The 16,577-nt window shown below is 60.9% G+C and carries 21 protein-coding genes; 14 read left to right on the plus strand and 7 right to left on the minus strand.

Going from position 1 to position 16,577, the window contains the following annotated elements:
• The first annotated feature begins 73 nt into the window (after window positions 1-73).
• Genes pyrR through IH404_RS26745 form a run of 3 tightly spaced genes read left to right on the plus strand, consistent with a single transcriptional unit; the run spans window position 74 to window position 2,877 of the window.
• Window positions 74-580, plus strand: coding sequence for a bifunctional pyr operon transcriptional regulator/uracil phosphoribosyltransferase PyrR (gene pyrR / locus IH404_RS26735; protein WP_194439480.1), 507 nt, complete (start codon window positions 74-76; stop codon window positions 578-580).
• 24 nt (window positions 581-604) lie between these two features.
• The gene (locus tag IH404_RS26740; protein WP_005792261.1) at window positions 605-1,609 is read left to right on the plus strand and encodes an aspartate carbamoyltransferase catalytic subunit; all 1,005 of its coding nucleotides are present in this window, start codon (window positions 605-607) and stop codon (window positions 1,607-1,609) included.
• Entirely contained in the window at window positions 1,606-2,877 is a 1,272-nt protein-coding gene (locus IH404_RS26745; RefSeq protein WP_194439481.1) for a dihydroorotase, read from the plus strand. The genes IH404_RS26740 and IH404_RS26745 overlap by 4 nt, the downstream gene beginning before the upstream one ends.
• A 119-nt stretch (window positions 2,878-2,996) precedes the next feature.
• Here the strand turns inward: IH404_RS26745 and IH404_RS26750 are convergent, their stop codons facing one another.
• Window positions 2,997-3,425, minus strand: a complete 429-nt coding sequence (locus IH404_RS26750) for a TM2 domain-containing protein (protein WP_122735893.1) — start codon at window positions 3,423-3,425, stop codon at window positions 2,997-2,999.
• A 249-nt stretch (window positions 3,426-3,674) separates the two neighbouring features.
• Here IH404_RS26750 and IH404_RS26755 point away from each other — a divergent pair, with 249 nt between their 5' ends.
• A complete protein-coding gene (locus IH404_RS26755; protein WP_122735892.1) occupies window positions 3,675-4,313 on the plus strand; it encodes a C40 family peptidase in 639 nt (212 codons plus the stop codon).
• Between the two features lie 148 nt (window positions 4,314-4,461).
• Here the strand turns inward: IH404_RS26755 and IH404_RS26760 are convergent, their stop codons facing one another.
• Window positions 4,462-5,496 (minus strand): type IV pilus twitching motility protein PilT, encoded by a 1,035-nt coding sequence (locus IH404_RS26760; RefSeq protein ID WP_122735891.1) that lies wholly within the window; start codon window positions 5,494-5,496, stop codon window positions 4,462-4,464.
• A 57-nt stretch (window positions 5,497-5,553) separates the two neighbouring features.
• Here IH404_RS26760 and IH404_RS26765 point away from each other — a divergent pair, with 57 nt between their 5' ends.
• The 9 genes from IH404_RS26765 to IH404_RS26805 all read left to right on the plus strand — a co-directional run bounded on the left by IH404_RS26765 (window position 5,554) and on the right by IH404_RS26805 (window position 12,286).
• Entirely contained in the window at window positions 5,554-6,249 is a 696-nt protein-coding gene (locus IH404_RS26765; RefSeq protein ID WP_078822556.1) for a YggS family pyridoxal phosphate-dependent enzyme, read from the plus strand.
• A gap of 25 nt (window positions 6,250-6,274) precedes the next feature.
• On the plus strand, window positions 6,275-7,093 hold the full coding sequence (proC, locus tag IH404_RS26770) for a pyrroline-5-carboxylate reductase (protein ID WP_194439483.1): 819 nt from the start codon (window positions 6,275-6,277) through the stop codon (window positions 7,091-7,093).
• Between the two features lie 25 nt (window positions 7,094-7,118).
• Window positions 7,119-7,706, plus strand: coding sequence for a YggT family protein (locus IH404_RS26775; RefSeq protein WP_194439485.1), 588 nt, complete (start codon window positions 7,119-7,121; stop codon window positions 7,704-7,706).
• A 221-nt stretch (window positions 7,707-7,927) separates the two neighbouring features.
• On the plus strand, window positions 7,928-9,067 hold the full coding sequence (locus tag IH404_RS26780) for a homoserine O-acetyltransferase (RefSeq protein ID WP_005792271.1): 1,140 nt from the start codon (window positions 7,928-7,930) through the stop codon (window positions 9,065-9,067).
• A 7-nt stretch (window positions 9,068-9,074) separates the two neighbouring features.
• Window positions 9,075-9,695 carry a methionine biosynthesis protein MetW gene (gene metW / locus IH404_RS26785; protein WP_005792273.1) on the plus strand — a complete coding sequence of 207 codons (621 nt, stop codon included), beginning with the start codon at window positions 9,075-9,077 and terminating at the stop codon, window positions 9,693-9,695.
• Between the two features lie 21 nt (window positions 9,696-9,716).
• Window positions 9,717-10,151, plus strand: coding sequence for a DUF4426 domain-containing protein (locus IH404_RS26790; RefSeq protein WP_005792275.1), 435 nt, complete (start codon window positions 9,717-9,719; stop codon window positions 10,149-10,151).
• On the plus strand, window positions 10,148-10,744 hold the full coding sequence (rdgB, locus tag IH404_RS26795; RefSeq protein ID WP_005792276.1) for an RdgB/HAM1 family non-canonical purine NTP pyrophosphatase: 597 nt from the start codon (window positions 10,148-10,150) through the stop codon (window positions 10,742-10,744). Before IH404_RS26790 ends, rdgB begins: the two co-directional genes overlap by 4 nt.
• Window positions 10,741-11,943, plus strand: coding sequence for a radical SAM family heme chaperone HemW (gene hemW, locus IH404_RS26800; RefSeq protein WP_005792277.1), 1,203 nt, complete (start codon window positions 10,741-10,743; stop codon window positions 11,941-11,943). The genes rdgB and hemW overlap by 4 nt, the downstream gene beginning before the upstream one ends.
• Before the next feature lie 19 nt (window positions 11,944-11,962).
• Entirely contained in the window at window positions 11,963-12,286 is a 324-nt protein-coding gene (locus tag IH404_RS26805) for a DUF3392 domain-containing protein (RefSeq protein WP_005792278.1), read from the plus strand.
• 138 nt (window positions 12,287-12,424) lie between these two features.
• On the opposite strand, the gene trmB is transcribed toward IH404_RS26805, so the two are convergent.
• The 4 genes from trmB to IH404_RS26825 form a co-directional block, all read right to left on the minus strand.
• Window positions 12,425-13,150 (minus strand): tRNA (guanosine(46)-N7)-methyltransferase TrmB, encoded by a 726-nt coding sequence (trmB, locus tag IH404_RS26810; RefSeq protein WP_194439487.1) that lies wholly within the window; start codon window positions 13,148-13,150, stop codon window positions 12,425-12,427.
• A 9-nt stretch (window positions 13,151-13,159) separates the two neighbouring features.
• Window positions 13,160-13,954, minus strand: a complete 795-nt coding sequence (locus IH404_RS26815; protein WP_005792282.1) for a thiazole synthase — start codon at window positions 13,952-13,954, stop codon at window positions 13,160-13,162.
• 54 nt (window positions 13,955-14,008) lie between these two features.
• Entirely contained in the window at window positions 14,009-14,209 is a 201-nt protein-coding gene (gene thiS / locus IH404_RS26820; RefSeq protein ID WP_032878918.1) for a sulfur carrier protein ThiS, read from the minus strand.
• Between the two features lie 79 nt (window positions 14,210-14,288).
• Complete coding sequence (locus IH404_RS26825) at window positions 14,289-14,663, minus strand: DUF423 domain-containing protein (RefSeq protein ID WP_194439489.1); 375 nt, start codon at window positions 14,661-14,663, stop codon at window positions 14,289-14,291.
• 74 nt (window positions 14,664-14,737) lie between these two features.
• Between IH404_RS26825 and mtgA the strand changes: the two genes are divergently transcribed.
• Entirely contained in the window at window positions 14,738-15,460 is a 723-nt protein-coding gene (mtgA, locus tag IH404_RS26830; RefSeq protein ID WP_122735882.1) for a monofunctional biosynthetic peptidoglycan transglycosylase, read from the plus strand.
• 188 nt (window positions 15,461-15,648) lie between these two features.
• Here mtgA and rpoH read toward each other — a convergent pair whose 3' ends face one another.
• Window positions 15,649-16,503: an RNA polymerase sigma factor RpoH gene (rpoH, locus tag IH404_RS26835; RefSeq protein WP_005792286.1), complete on the minus strand. Its 855-nt coding sequence runs from the start codon at window positions 16,501-16,503 to the stop codon at window positions 15,649-15,651.
• Between the last annotated feature and the right edge of the window lie 74 nt (window positions 16,504-16,577).

Genomic DNA, 16,577 nt, shown 5'->3' on the forward strand with positions numbered 1-16,577 from the left:
AGGCTGGATGAACGCGGTACCCATGAGTTTTTCGCGAGCACGCTTGCCCCTACACACTTAAAAAGGAGCCCCCATGAGCCTGCCCAATCCCGCCGAACTGATCAGCCAGATGGCATTACGCCTCAAGGCGCACCTGGAACACCGCGGCATCAGCGAACCGCGCTTAATCGGCATCCGCACCGGCGGCGTCTGGGTAGCCCAGGCGTTACTGGAAGAACTGGGCAGCGATTCGCCCCTGGGTACACTGGACGTGTCCTTCTACCGCGACGACTTCAGCCAGAACGGCCTGCACCCACAGGTGCAACCCTCGGCCCTGCCATTTGAGGTTGAGGGCCAGCACCTGATTCTGATCGATGACGTATTGATGAGCGGCCGTACCATACGCGCCGCCATGAACGAACTGTTCGATTACGGCCGCCCCGCCAGCATTACGTTGGTGTGCCTGCTGGACCTGGATGCTGGCGAATTGCCGATCAGCCCGGATGTCGTGGGCGCAACACTGTCTTTGCAAGCCCGGCAGCGGGTAAAATTGTCCGGTCCCACGCCGCTCGAACTCGAACTGCAAGACCTTGCCCTTTAAACCGCCTTGTACAGAGTCCCCGCGATGACGCCTCTAGATGCCAAGCGCCCGCTGCAGCTCAATGCTCAGGGCCAGTTGCAACATTTCTTGTCCCTCGACGGTTTGCCCCGCGAACTGCTCACCGAAATCCTCGATACCGCCGATTCGTTCCTTGAAGTCGGCGGCCGCGCGGTGAAGAAGGTCCCGCTGCTGCGCGGCAAGACCATCTGCAATGTGTTCTTCGAGAACTCCACCCGCACCCGCACCACCTTTGAACTGGCAGCCCAGCGGCTGTCGGCCGACGTGATCACGCTGAACGTGTCCACCTCGTCGGCGAGCAAGGGCGAGACCCTGCTCGACACCCTGCGCAACCTCGAAGCCATGGCCGCCGACATGTTCGTGGTACGCCACGGCGACTCCGGCGCCGCGCACTTCATCGCCGAGCATGTGTGCCCGCAGGTAGCGGTCATCAACGGCGGCGACGGCCGCCACGCCCACCCGACCCAGGGTATGCTCGACATGCTCACCATCCGTCGGCACAAGGGCGGCTTTGAAAACCTCTCGGTGGCCATCGTCGGCGACATCCTGCACTCCCGTGTAGCACGCTCGAACATGCTGGCCCTCAAAGCCCTGGGCTGCCCGGATATCCGCGTGATCGCGCCGAAGACCCTGCTGCCCATCGGCATCGAACAGTATGGCGTGAAGGTCTACACCGACATGGCCGAGGGCCTCAAGGATGTGGACGTGGTGATCATGCTGCGCCTGCAACGCGAGCGCATGGCCGGTGGCTTGCTGCCCAGCGAAGGCGAGTTCTACCGCCTGTTCGGCCTGACCACCGCACGTTTGGCCGGGGCCAAGCCGGATGCCATCGTGATGCACCCAGGGCCGATCAACCGCGGGGTGGAGATTGAGTCGGCGGTGGCCGATGGCCCGCAGTCGGTGATCTTGAACCAAGTGACCTACGGCATCGCGGTACGCATGGCCGTGCTGTCCATGGCCATGAGCGGGCAGACCGCGCAACGTCAATTCGAGCAGGAGCAGGCCCAGTGAAGCTCAGCATTCTCGGCGCCCGAGTCATCGATCCAGCCAGTGGCCTGGACCAAGTTACCGATCTTTATCTGGACGCCGGCAAGATCATCGCCATTGGCGCCGCACCTGCCGGCTTCAACGCCATCGAAAGCATCGACGCCAAGGGCCTTGTAGCCGCGCCCGGGCTGGTGGACCTGAATGTCGCCCTGCGCGAACCGGGCTACAGCCGCAAAGGCAACATCAACAGCGAAACCCAGGCCGCTGCGGCCGGTGGCGTGACCAGCCTGTGCTGCCCGCCGAACACCAAGCCGGTGCTGGACACTTCGGCGGTGACCGAGCTGATCCTGGACCGCGCCCGTGAAGCCGGCAATTGCAAGGTGTTTCCCGTCGGCGCCTTGAGCAAGGGCCTGGATGGCGAACAACTGGCCGAACTGATCGCCCTGCGCGACGCCGGTTGCGTGGCCTTCAGCAACGGCCTGGAAAGTTTTCGCAGCACCCGCACGCTGTGCCGTGCCCTGGAATACGCGGCCACCTTCGACCTGACGGTGATCTTCCATTCCCAGGACCGCGACCTGGCCGAAGGCGGCCTGGCCCATGAAGGGGCAGTCGCCAGCTTCCTCGGCCTGCCGGGCATCCCGGAAACCGCCGAAACCGTGGCCCTGGCCCGCGACCTGTTGCTGGTGGAGCAAAGCGGCGTACGCGCGCACTTCAGCCAATTGACCAGCGCCCGCGGCGTCGCCCTGATCGCCCAGGCCCAGGCCCGTGGCTTGCCGGTGACGGCGGATGTGGCGTTGTACCAATTGATCCTGACGGATGAGGCGCTGATCGACTTTTCCAGCCTGTATCACGTGCAACCTCCCCTGCGAACCAAGGCCGACCGTGACGGTTTGCGCGCGGCGGTGAAGTCGGGAGTGGTGTCGGCGATTTCCAGCCATCACCAGCCTCACGAGCGTGACGCCAAGCTGGCGCCATTTGGCGCGACCGAGCCGGGTATCAGTAGCGTGGAGTTGTTGTTGCCGCTGGCGATGACATTGGTGGAAGACGGCTTGCTCGACCTGCCGACGCTATTGGCCCGCCTGAGCGCCGGCCCGGCCGACGCCCTGCGCCTGCCGGCGGGCAAGCTTGAAGTCGGTTCGCCAGCGGACCTGGTGCTGTTTGACCTGGGCAGCTCGACGGTGGCCGGGGAGCATTGGTTGTCCAAGGGTGAAAACTGCCCGTTCATTGGCCACAGCCTGCCGGCGACGGTGCGCTACACCTTGATGGATGGGCGGATCAGCTACCAGGCCTGATGCTGGCAAAACTGTAGGAGCGAGCTTGCTCGCGAAAAACGTATAGGCGACGAGGGCAGCCTGTCAGCACTGCGTCATCGTTGACGTTCTTCGCGAGCAAGCTCGCTCCTACAGGTTATTCAGCGGCCGCTGTTGCGCTCGGTATTGCGGATCGAGATCTGCGTATTCAACGTCCAGAAGTCATACAGCACCCCGATCAGGAACAAACCGCCGGTCAGCAGGTAGATCAGGCCGGTGATCCATTTGCCCTGGTACATACGGTGCACACCGAACAGGCCCAGGAACGCCAACAGGATCCACGCGACGTTGTATTCGATAGGCCCAGCGGTAAAACGCAGGTCGGCTTCACGGTCCATGGCCGGGATGAGGAATACGTCGATCAACCAACCAATGCCCAGCAGACCGAAGGTAAAAAACCAGATCGTGCCGGTCACGGGTTTGCCGTAATAAAAGCGATGCGCCCCGGTAAAACCGAAAATCCACAGCAGGTAACCGATCACCTTGCTATGGGTATCTTGCTGCTGACCAACCTGTTGATAGGTGTTCATGGAGTACCTCTTTTGCTTCGATAGATAAATTTTTTCATTTTCTTTGTGACTTTTTTACGAGCGCCCGACGTACGGCAAATGGTATCTTCCTGCCCTCAAAGCCTTATGCCACCTGACTTGTGTAGGACAATTGCGGCAATTCGTCGCGTTTTTCCTGGATTTGACCCCAAGGTTCAGTCGACAAACGGCCTGAGAACGACACAAAAAGCTGTTATAAAGTTGCGCGCAAACCCATAAGAGCCACGCCTAATGCGACCATTTTTCAAGACATGGCTGACCATCTGCCTATTAATGCCACTGGCCGCCCACGCCACCAATCGTGAGCAACGACTTCCGAACGTCAATGGTTTCACCCCTAAAGTCCACAGCACAACCACCAAGGCCAAATCGGTAAAGCTGACCGTCAACCGCCCGACTCAACTGAGCAAGGCACACGGTAAAGCAACGCCCGGCCTGATGGCTGTCAACACCAGGCAAAGCAGCAACGTCCTCAGCCGTGCCGTCAACGTGCTGGGTACTCCTTATCGTTGGGGCGGCAGCAGCCCAAGTAAAGGGTTCGACTGCAGCGGGCTGGTTAAATATGCATTCAACGATGTAAAAGCGGTGGATTTGCCACGCACCTCCAACGCCATGGCTGCCGGCCACGGCTTGAAGGTTGATCGCAAAGACCTGAAGCCGGGCGATCTGTTGTTCTTCAAGTTGAAGAGCCGCCAGGTCAACCACGTTGCCATCTACCTGGGCAACGACCGCTTTATCCACGCGCCGCGTCGTGGCAAGTCGGTGAGCATCGACACGCTGAAAAAGCCGTTCTGGGACAAGAACTACGTGATTGCCAAGCGTGTGCTGCCTAAAGAGCAGAACAGCAACCTGCGGATCGTGCAGCGCTAAGCCAGGCGCCACTGAAGCTCCCCATTTGAAATGCAATCAAATGTGGGAGCTGGCTTGCCTGCGATGACGGTGTGTCAGTTGGCAGAGAGAGCGCCTGACAGCCCGCTATCGCAGGCAAGCCAGCTCCCACATTGAGTATCTGTGCGTTTTAGATATCTGCAGGCACCCTCGCCTTCTCCCGCGCCTCTTCCCGCCTGATCAACCCCGCGCCGACCAACGCCTTCAAACTCATATCCAGCGTCTTCATCCCCAACGCGCCCCCGGTCTGAATTGCCGACACCATCTGCGCCACCTTGTCCTCACGGATCAGATTGCGAATCGCCGGCGTGCCCAGCATGATTTCATGGGCGGCCACACGGCCGCCGCCGACCTTCTTCACCAGTACCTGGGACACCACCGCCTGCAACGACTCCGACAACATCGAGCGGACCATGGCCTTTTCCCCGGCCGGGAAGACGTCCACCAGCCTGTCTACCGTCTTTGCAGCCGATGAAGTGTGCAGGGTGCCAAACACCAGGTGCCCGGTCTCAGCGGCCGTCAAGGCCAGACGGATGGTTTCGAGGTCGCGCAATTCGCCCACCAGGATCACATCCGGGTCTTCCCTCAGGGCCGAGCGCAGCGCCACGCAGAAGCTGTGGGTATCGCGGTGCACCTGGCGCTGGGTGATCAGGGCCAGTTTCGGCCTGTGGATAAATTCGATGGGGTCTTCAAGCGTGAGGATGTGCTGGCGCCGGTGCCGGTTCAGATAATCGATCATCGCCGCCAGCGTGGTGGACTTGCCCGAACCGGTAGGCCCGGTGACCAGCACCAGGCCACGGGGGAACTGCGCCATACGCTGGAACACCTCGCCCAACCCAAGGTCTTCCAGGCTCTGGACCTCGGTCGGGATGGCTCGAAACACCGCGCCTATACCGCGATTCTGGCGGAACACGTTCGCCCGAAAGCGTGCGACTCCCGGCAATTCGAAGGCAAAATCCGTTTCAAGAGATGTTTCGAAATCCTTTTGTTGGTGTTTATTCAACAAAGGGCTCACCAGATCGACCAGTTGCGCTGCGTTCAGCACCGGCTCATCCATCGGCCAGACCTCGCCATCGACTCGCAGCATCGGCGCCAGGCCGGCCGACAAATGCAGGTCACAGGCGCCACGGCTTACGCTGGCCGTCAGCAATTGCGTGATATCCATAGGGCTTTCCATTTCCAGTAGAATGCCGCGGACTCCATATCCACGGGCGCATCTTGAATGTCGACGATAGCAGACAACATTGGCCTGGTTAGCCAGCGCATCCGCGCCGCAGCCGACGCCGTGCAACGTGACGCAAGCAGCATCCACCTGCTGGCCGTGAGCAAGACCAAACCCGCACAAGCCGTGCGCGACGCCTATGCCGCTGGGATGCGCGACTTTGGCGAGAACTACCTGCAGGAAGCCCTGGGCAAACAGGCGGATTTAACCGACTTGCCCTTGAGTTGGCACTTCATCGGCCCCATTCAATCGAACAAGACTCGCGCGATCGCCGAGAACTTCGCTTGGGTGCATTCCGTGGACCGCCTGAAAATCGCACAACGCCTGTCCGAACAACGCCCGGCCGACCTGCCGCCGCTGAATATCTGCATCCAGGTCAATGTCAGTGGCGAGGCCAGCAAATCCGGCTGTACGCCTGCCGACCTGCCGGCCCTGGCCAACGCGATCAGCGCCCTGCCACGCTTGAAGCTGCGCGGCCTGATGGCGATCCCCGAGCCGACTGAAGACCGGGCCGCACAGGATGCGGCGTTTGCCAGCGTACGCGACCTGCAAGCCAGCTTGAACCTGGCGCTGGACACACTTTCCATGGGCATGAGCCATGACCTTGAGTCGGCCATCGCCCAAGGCGCCACCTGGGTGCGGATCGGTACCGCCCTGTTTGGCGCCCGCGACTACGGCCAGCCGCAAAACGGCTGACTTCCCTCGAAAATAAGGACCTGTCATGAGCAACACGCGTATTGCCTTTATCGGCGCCGGTAACATGGCGGCCAGCCTGATCGGTGGCCTGCGGGCCAAGGGCCTGGACGCCGAACAGATCCGCGCCAGCGACCCGGGTGACGAAACCCGCGAGCGCGTCAGCGCCGAACACGGTATCAAGACCTTTGCCGACAACGCCGAAGCCATCCACGGCGTCGATGTGATCGTGCTGGCGGTCAAACCACAAGCCATGAAGGCCGTGTGCGAGAGCCTGCGTCCAAGCCTGCAGCCGCATCAATTGGTGGTGTCCATTGCCGCCGGCATCACCTGTGCCAGCATGAAGACCTGGCTCGGTGACCAGCCGATCGTACGTTGCATGCCCAATACCCCAGCGTTGCTGCGCCAGGGCGTAAGCGGTTTGTACGCCACCGCTGAAGTCAGTGCGCAGCAGCGTGACCAGGCTCAGGAATTGCTGTCTGCGGTAGGCCTTGCCGTATGGCTGGAGCAGGAGCAGCAACTGGATGCGGTCACCGCCGTTTCCGGCAGCGGCCCGGCCTACTTCTTCCTGTTGATCGAGGCCATGACCGCCGCTGGCGTCAAGCTGGGCCTGCCCCACGACGTTGCCGAACAACTGGCTGAGCACACGGCCCTGGGCGCCGCGAAAATGGCTGTCGGCAGCGATGTCGATGCCGCCGAACTGCGCCGTCGGGTAACGTCGCCGGGCGGCACCACGCAAGCCGCCATCGAATCGTTCCAGGCCGGGGGCTTTGAGGCCCTGGTGGAAAAAGCACTGGGTGCCGCGGCACATCGTTCGGCCGAGATGGCTGAGCAACTGGGCAAATAGTCGTCCCTTACCAAGGTAATCAAACATGCTCGGAATCAATGACGCTGCCATTTTCATCATTCAGACCTTGGGCAGCCTGTACCTGCTGATCGTGCTGATGCGCTTTATCCTGCAACTGGTGCGGGCGAACTTCTACAACCCGTTGTGCCAGTTCGTGGTCAAGGCCACCCAACCGCTGCTCAAGCCGCTGCGCCGGGTGATCCCGAGCCTGTTCGGCCTGGACATGTCCTCGCTGGTGCTGGCGTTGCTGCTGCAGATCCTGCTGTTCGTGGTGATCCTGATGCTCAACGGCTATCAGGCGTTCACCGTACTGCTGTTGCCGTGGGGCCTGATCGGTATTTTCTCGCTGTTCCTGAAGATCATTTTCTGGTCGATGATCATCAGCGTGATCCTGTCGTGGGTCGCACCCGGCAGCCGTAGCCCGGGCACCGAACTGGTGGCCCAGATCACCGAACCGGTGCTGGCACCCTTCCGTCGCCTGATCCCGAACCTGGGTGGCCTGGATATCTCGCCGATCTTTGCGTTTATCGTGATTCAGTTGCTGCAGAGCTGGGTGATTCCACGCCTGGCATACTTTGCCTACATGCCCAAAGAGCTGTTCGGCCTGATCTGAATGCCGTAGCCCCTATGGGAGCTGGCTTGTGTGGGAGCTGGCTTGCCTGCGATAGCATCACCTCGGTGTGTCTGAAAACCGCGGTGCCTGCATCGCGGGCAAGCCCGGCTCCCACATAAACCCTTTCCACATTTTGTATCTGCGTACTGGTACAGACCATTGCTTGCCGCTAGGGTCCCCGCTCTTTAGACTTACGCCTCATTTAAACGAGAGCAGGGTCGATGCCAGCTGCCTTTCCCCCCGATTCTGTTGGACTGGTCGTGCCTCAAGTGGCGCACTTCAGCGAACCGCTGGCCCTGGCCTGCGGCCGTTCGTTGCCTGCCTACGACCTGATCTACGAAACCTACGGCCAACTGAACGCCACGGCGAGCAACGCCGTGCTGATCTGCCACGCCCTGTCCGGCCACCATCACGCCGCCGGTTTCCACAGCGTTGACGAGCGCAAACCCGGCTGGTGGGACAGTTGCATCGGCCCCGGCAAGCCCATCGACACCAACAAGTTCTTCGTGGTCAGCCTGAACAACCTCGGCGGCTGCAATGGCTCCACCGGCCCCAGCAGCCTCAACCCGGACACCGGCAAGCCATTCGGCGCGGACTTCCCGGTGTTGACCGTAGAAGACTGGGTACACAGCCAGGCACGCCTGGCCGACCTGCTGGGCATCCACCAGTGGGCCGCGGTAATTGGTGGCAGCCTGGGCGGTATGCAGGCGCTGCAATGGACCATCAGCTACCCCGACCGTGTGCGCCATTGCCTGGCCATCGCCTCGGCGCCCAAGCTGTCGGCGCAGAACATCGCCTTCAACGAAGTGGCGCGCCAGGCCATCCTCACCGACCCCGAGTTCCACGGCGGTTCGTTCCAGGAAGCCGGCGTGATCCCCAAGCGCGGCCTGATGCTGGCGCGGATGGTGGGGCATATCACCTACCTGTCCGATGATTCCATGGGCGAAAAATTCGGCCGTGGCCTCAAGAGCGAGAAGCTCAACTACGACTTCCACAGCGTCGAGTTCCAGGTGGAAAGCTACCTGCGCTATCAGGGCGAAGAGTTTTCCGGACGTTTTGATGCCAACACCTACCTGTTGATGACCAAGGCCCTGGACTACTTCGACCCGGCGGCCAACCACGACGACGACCTGGCGAAAACCTTCGAGCACGCCACGGCCAAGTTCTGCGTGATGTCATTCACTACCGACTGGCGCTTCTCGCCGGCCCGCTCCCGTGAGCTGGTGGATGCCCTTATGGCTGCCAAGAAGGACGTCTGCTACCTGGAGATCGATGCACCGCAAGGCCACGACGCCTTCCTGATTCCGATCCCGCGTTACCTGCAGGCCTTTAGCAACTACATGAATCGAATCGCACTGTGAGAACGCCATGAGAGCCGACCTGGAAATCATCCAAGACTGGATCCCCGCCGGCAGCCGCGTGCTCGACCTGGGCTGCGGCGATGGCGAACTGCTGAGCTGGCTGCGCGACAACAAGCAAGTCACCGGCTACGGCCTGGAAAACGACCCGGACAACATCGCCCAATGCGTGGCCAAGGGCATCAACGTAATCGAGCAGGACCTGGACAAGGGCCTGGGCAACTTCGCCAGCAACAGCTTCGACATCGTGGTGATGACCCAGGCCCTGCAAGCCGTGCACTACCCGGACCGCATCCTCGACGAAATGCTGCGGGTCGGGCGCCAATGCATCATCACCTTCCCCAACTTCGGCCACTGGCGCTGCCGCTGGTACCTGGCCACCAAGGGCCGTATGCCGGTCTCGGATTTCCTGCCGTACACGTGGTACAACACGCCGAACATCCACTTCTGCACCTTCGAAGACTTCGAAGCCCTGTGTGGCGAGCGTGAAGCCAAGGTCATCAACCGCCTTGCCGTCGATCAACAGCACCGCCACGGCTGGGCGAGTAAGCTATGGCCCAATCTACTGGGCGAAATCGGTATTTACCGGGTCAGCAGTCCTGGCCTGACCGACCACAAAGTTGCCGTCTAATCATCTTCAAGAGGGACGTTCATGAGTCGTTTGGCTATTTTTCTATTGACCGCATGCCTGGGCGCCAGCGCCATGGCCGCCGACACTATCGACGCTAATCGCAAAAAAGACTTCGGCGATATCACCGTTCACTACAACACCTTCACCTCCAGCTTCCTGCCACCGGAGACCGCGCAGAATGTTGGCGTGGTGCGCAGCAAGGAGAAGGGCTTGATCAATGTGACCGTGATCAAGGGCGTGGCCCCGGTCGCGGCGCAAGTGACGGGTACCATCAAAGACCTGGGCGGCAAAAGCGAAATCCTGACGTTCAAGCAAATCGAAGAGAAAGGCGGCATCAGCTACCTCGCGCCCTACTCGGTGACCCAGCGCGAATACAAGACGTTTACCATCAACGTTGAAACCGGCGGCAAAGCCCATGGTTTCCAATTCAACCAAGAACTGTTTCCGGCCGAATGATGAACCTTACCCAACTCGTACTGGCCAGCCATAACGCCGGCAAACTCAAAGAACTGCAGGCCATGCTCGGTGAATCCGTGCAACTGCGTTCGATTGGCGAGTTCAGCCAGGTCGAACCGGAAGAAACCGGCTTGTCGTTCGTTGAGAACGCGATCCTCAAGGCCCGCAACGCAGCACGCATCTCCGGCCTGCCGGCCCTGGCGGATGACTCGGGCCTGGCGGTGGACTTTCTCGGCGGCGCGCCCGGCATTTATTCGGCCCGTTACGCTGACGGCAAGGGCGATGCAGCCAATAACGCCAAGCTGCTCGACGCGCTCAAGGACGTGCCCGACGCCGAACGTGGTGCACAGTTCGTCTGCGTGCTGGCCCTGGTGCGACATGCCGATGATCCGCTGCCGATCCTGTGCGAAGGCTTGTGGCACGGGCGCATCCTGCACGCCGCCAGCGGTGAGCATGGCTTCGGTTATGACCCGCTATTCTGGGTGCCGGAGCGCAATGTCTCCAGCGCCGAACTGAGCCCGGCCGACAAGAACCAGATCAGCCACCGCGCCCGCGCCATGGCCTTGCTGCGCCAGCGCCTGGGCTTGAAATGACCCAGAACACCTCTGCGCAGCCGCTGATCCACGGTGGCGCGCAAACACCACGGGCGGCCCTGCCCCATCTGCCGCCCCTGGCGCTATACATCCACATCCCGTGGTGCGTGCGCAAATGCCCGTATTGCGACTTCAACTCCCACACCGCCAGCAAGGTGCTGCCGGAAGAAGAGTATGTAGATGCATTGCTGGCGGATCTGGATCAAGACCTGCACGCCGTTTATGGCCGGGAACTGAGCTCGATTTTCTTCGGTGGCGGCACGCCCAGCCTGTTCAGCGCCGCCGCCTTGGGCCGCTTGCTCAAAGGCGTTGAAGCCCGTATTCGGTTCGCCGCAGATATCGAGATCACCCTGGAAGCCAACCCCGGAACCTTCGAGCAAGAGAAGTTCGTGGCGTACCGCAAACTGGGGATCAATCGCCTGTCCATCGGCATCCAGAGCTTCCAGCAAGAGAAGCTTGAAGCCCTGGGCCGCATCCATAATGGCGATGAAGCCGTGCGCGCCGCTGGCATGGCGCGCCAGGCCGGGTTCGATAACTTCAATCTGGACTTGATGCACGGCCTGCCCAATCAATCCCTCGACGATGCCCTGAGCGACCTGCGCCAGGCCATTGCGTTGAAGCCAACCCACCTGTCCTGGTATCAACTGACCCTGGAACCCAACACCGTCTTCTGGAACCAGCCGCCCGCGCTGCCCGAAGACGATACGCTGTGGGATATCCAGGAAGCCGGCCAGGCGCTGCTCGCCGAACACGGTTACGCGCAATACGAGGTGTCGGCCTATGCCCAACCGGGGCGGCCGGCACGGCATAACCTGAATTACTGGAGCTTTGGCGACTTTATCGGCATCGGCGCCGGCGCCCACGGCAAGCTCAGCCACCCGGACGGGCGCATCGTCCGCACCTGGAAAACCCGCGCACCCAAGGACTACCTCAACCCGGCCAAAAGCTTCCAGGCCGGAGCGAAAGAGCTGACCAACGACGAACTGCCGTTCGAGTTTCTGATGAACGCTCTGCGCCTCACCGAAGGGGTCGATGCCAAGCTCTACGCCGAACGCACCGGCCTTGATCTGGCCAGCCTCGATGAAGGCCGCCGCGAGGCAGAACAAAGTGGATTAATGCAGGTCGAACCGTCACGCCTGGCGGCAACCGACCGCGGGCAACTCTTTCTCAATGACCTGTTGCAGACGTTTTTGAGCTGATCGCTCTTAAGGAAATCGAATGGATCTGGTACTCGACCTGCTCGCCACCGTATCCCGCTGGAGCCGTAGCAACCTGTCGGAAATCTCCCTGGCCCTGGTGGGTTGTTTGCTGGTGCTGTTCGGCGCCGATATCAAGGGCTGGGTCGAAGCACGCCTGGGCAACATTGCCGGCGCCTTGCGCGTACCCTTGATGGCCCTGCTGTGCCTGATCGGCAGCGGTGCGGCGTTGATCTACGCTACGCCGTGGATTGTGCGGGGGCTGAGCCAGTTCAATAACTACAGCCTGGCGCCGGTGCTGATCGTGGTGCTGGTGTTGATTGGGGTAGTGGCAGACCGCCGCTGATCCAGCAGGCACTACAAAACAAATGTGGGAGCTGGCTTGCCTGCGATAGCATCACCTCTGTATCACTGATATACCGAGGTGTCTGTATCGCAGGCAAGCCAGCTCCCACATTTGATTGCATTTCAAGCTGATGACTGTTTAAGCCAACTTCTCGAACTTCAAGTCCCACACCCCATGCCCCAACCGCTCACCACGGCGTTCGAACTTGGTGATCGGCCGCTCGGCCGGGCGTGGCACGCATTTGCCGTCTTCCGCCAGGTTGCGGTAGCCAGGGGCAACGTTCATCACTTCCCGCATGTATTCCGCGTACGGTTCCCAGTCGGTGGCCATGTGCAGGATGCCGCCCACCTTGAGCTTGCTGCGTACCAGCTCCGCGAAGGAGGCCTGGACGATACGGCGCTTGTGGTGACGGGCTTTGTGCCATGGGTCCGGGAAGAACAGCATCAGGCGGTCGAGGCTGTTGTCGGCGATGCAGCGGTTGAGCACTTCAATCGCGTCGCAGTCGTAGACTCGCAGGTTGGTCAGGCCCTGGGTCAGCACGCCATTGAGCAATGCGCCGACACCTGGACGGTGGACTTCCACACCGATGAAATCCTGCTCCGGCGCGGCAGCGGCCATCTCCAGCAGGGAGTGACCCATACCGAATCCGATTTCCAGGGACCGCGGGGCCGAACGACCGAACACCTGGTCGTAATCCACCGGCGCGTCGGCCAGCGGCAACACGTACAGCGGCGTGCCTTGCTCCAGGCCCTTTTGCTGGCCTTCGGTCATACGGCCGGCGCGCATCACAAAACTCTTGATGCGGCGGTGCTTGGACTCGTCGCCCGCTTCCACGGTGTTCGGCGTTTCGTTTGATTCAGTCATCAATGGCTCTTACTTGATCAGACCATCCAGCGGCGAAGAGGCGCTGGCATAGAGTTTTTTCGGCATCCGCCCGGCGAGGTAGGCCAGGCGGCCCGCGACGATGGCGTGGTTCATGGCTTGGGCCATCATGACCGGCTGCTGGGCATGGGCGATGGCCGAGTTCATCAGCACCGCGTCGCAACCCAGCTCCATGGCGATGGTCGCGTCGGAGGCCGTGCCCACACCCGCGTCCACCAGCACCGGGATTTTGGCTTCTTCGAGGATGATCTGCAGGTTGTACGGGTTGCAGATGCCCAGGCCGGAACCGATCAGGCCAGCCAGTGGCATCACGGCGATACAGCCGATTTCTGCCAGCTGCCGGGCGATGATCGGGTCATCGCTGGTGTAGACCATCACGTCGAAGCCTTCCTTGACCAGGGTCTCGGCGGCCTTGAGGGTTTCGATCACGTTGGGGAACAGGGTTTTCTGGTCGGCCAGCACTTCCAGCTTCACCAGGTTGTGGCCGTCCAGCAACTCACGGGCTAGGCGGCAGGTGCGCACGGCTTCGATGGCGTCGTAGCAACCGGCGGTGTTCGGCAGGAAGGTGTAGCGGTCTGGGGACAGCACTTCGAGCAGGTTCGGTTCGCCTTCGATCTGGCCCAGGTTGGTGCGGCGCACGGCGAACGTCACGATTTCGGCACCCGAGGCTTCGATGGCCTGGCGGGTCTCTTCCATGTCGCGGTATTTGCCGGTGCCGACCAGCAAGCGGGACTGGTAGGTACGACCGGCCAGGACGAAAGGCTTGTCGTTACGAACGATGCTCATGGGAAATCCTCTGTTTGGATGAGGTTCTGCAGAATGCGTTACCGCCGTGGCGGGCTAACCGCCACCGATGGCGTGGACCACTTCAACCTGGTCGTTTTCCTTCAGCGAGGTCTCGGCGTGCTGGCTACGCGGGACGATATCCAGGTTGAGCTCCACTGCGACGCGACGCCCGGTCAGGTCCAGGCGGGTCAGCAGGGCCGCGACGGTTTCACCGTCGGGCAGTTCAAAGGGTTCGCCGTTCAACTGAATGCGCATGCCACGGGCCGCCATCGTTTTTAGGGGCCCGCATTCTAGCGCGATTGGGACCTGCCGGTCAGCTCCAAGCGTCAAGCGGTCAAAGCTGCAAGCGCCACACTGCCAGGCCAAGGAAGAACCAGCCAAGCAGGAACGCCAGCCCGCCAAACGGCGTGATGATCCCGAGTTTGCTGATGCCAGTCATCGTCAGCACATACAGGCTGCCCGAGAACAGCAGGATACCGACGGTAAACGAGATACCCGCCCAACTGACCAATCGACCGGGAATATGCGCCGCCAGCAACGCCACGCCGAACAACGCCAGGGCGTGCACCAGTTGGTAGGTCACGCCGGTATGGAAGATCGCCAGGTAGTCGGCGCTCAGGCGGTTTTTCAGGCCGTGGGCGGCGAACGCCCCCAGGGCGACACCGGTAAAACCGAAAAAGGCAGCCAGCATCAGAAAGCTACGCAGCATGGGGAACTCCAGTCAGACTCATCGGGCAGGGTCTGTATAATGGCCCGCTCAACGGGTTCGGCCAAGCCATCTCTATGCTGCGTGTCCTCTTCAAACGCTTTCTCAACGTCGTGAAATGGTTTGCCATCGGCAGTGTGTTGTTGGTTCTGCTGTTTCGTGTGGTGCCGCCCCCGTTCACCGCGCTGATGGTGGAGCGCAAGGTCGAGTCCTGGATCGACGGCGAGCCCATTGACCTGCAACGCAGCTGGGTGCCGTGGGATGAGATCTCCGACGACCTGAAAGTGGCGGTGATGGCCGGTGAAGACCAGCGCTTCCCGCAACATTGGGGCTTTGATTTTGGCGCGATCCAGGCCGCGATCCTGCACAACGAGCGCGGCGGTTCGATTCGCGGCGCCAGTACGCTGAGCCAGCAAGTGTCGAAAAACCTGTTCCTGTGGGCCGGCCGCAGCTATTTGCGCAAGGGCCTGGAGGCATGGTTTACCGGGTTGATCGAGGTGCTGTGGCCCAAGGAGCGGATTCTTGAGGTGTACCTCAACAGCGTGGAATGGGATGAAGGCGTGTTTGGTGCAGAGGCGGCGGCGCGACATCACTTTGGCGTGAGCGCCAAGGGGCTTTCACGGCAACAAGCCAGTTACCTGGCGGCGGTGTTGCCTAATCCAAGGGTGTGGAGTGCCAGTCATCCGACCGCGTATGTGGCCAGACGAGCGGCCTGGATTCGCCAGCAGATGAGTCAATTAGGTGGCAGTGGTTACTTGGCGGAGCTGAACAACTCCCGAAAAGCACCTTGGTCCGACTGACACAATACGGGACCTGTGGGAGCTGGCTTGCCTGCGATGAGGGCAGGTCAGCCAACTCATCTGCAAACTGACACACCGCTATCGCAGGCAAGCCAGCTCCCACAGTGGACTGTGCCGGATTTGAAACTTTCGAACACAAACAAAAATGCCCCGGTCTTTCGATCGGGGCATTTTTTGTTCACAGCGCTTTACGCAGCAATCGACAACTTCAACTTGTTCATCGCGCTTTTCTCAAGCTGACGAATCCGCTCAGCCGACACGTTGTACTTCTGCGCCAGGTCATGCAGCGTGGCTTTCTCTTCCGCCAGCCAGCGCTGGTAGAGAATGTCACGGCTGCGTTCGTCCAGCACTTCCAGCGCTTCGTGCAGGTTGTGGTTGGAATTGTCGCTCCAGTCGGCATCTTCCAGTTGACGCGCCGGGTCGTACCGGTGGTCTTCCAGGTAGTTGGCAGGCGATTGGAAGGCGCTGTCGTCATCCGCTTCGGCGGCTGGGTCGAAGGCCATGTCATGGCCGGTCAGGCGGCTTTCCATCTCGCGCACTTCACGAGGCTCCACACCGAGGCTTTCGGCCACGCGGTGGACTTCTTCGTTGTTCAGCCACGCCAGGCGTTTTTTCTGGCTGCGCAGATTGAAGAACAGCTTGCGCTGGGCCTTGGTGGTCGCCACTTTCACGATGCGCCAGTTGCGCAGGATGAACTCGTGGATTTCCGCCTTGATCCAGTGCACGGCAAACGAAACCAGGCGCACACCCATTTCAGGGTTGAAGCGCTTTACAGCCTTCATCAGGCCAACGTTGCCTTCCTGAATCAGGTCAGCCTGGGCCAGGCCGTAGCCGCTATAGCTACGGGCGATATGTACGACAAAACGCAGGTGGGCGAGCACCATCTGCCGAGCCGCCCCCAAATCCTGCTCATAGTAGAGACTCTCGGCCAGTTCACGCTCCTGCTCGGGTGTCAGCAATGGAATGCTGTTGACCGTGTGCACATAGGCCTCCAGGTTCGCACCCGGGACCAAGGCATAAGCAGGTTGCAAAGAAGTGGTCATACGAAAAAACCTCCGACTCACATAACTCGTGCAGTTCAGCACTGCGAAAATTGACCTGGGAACCGTAGGACAAG

The organism is Pseudomonas sp. OST1909 (assembly GCF_015277575.1).
Classification (GTDB): Bacteria; Pseudomonadota; Gammaproteobacteria; order Pseudomonadales; family Pseudomonadaceae; genus Aquipseudomonas; species Aquipseudomonas synxantha_A.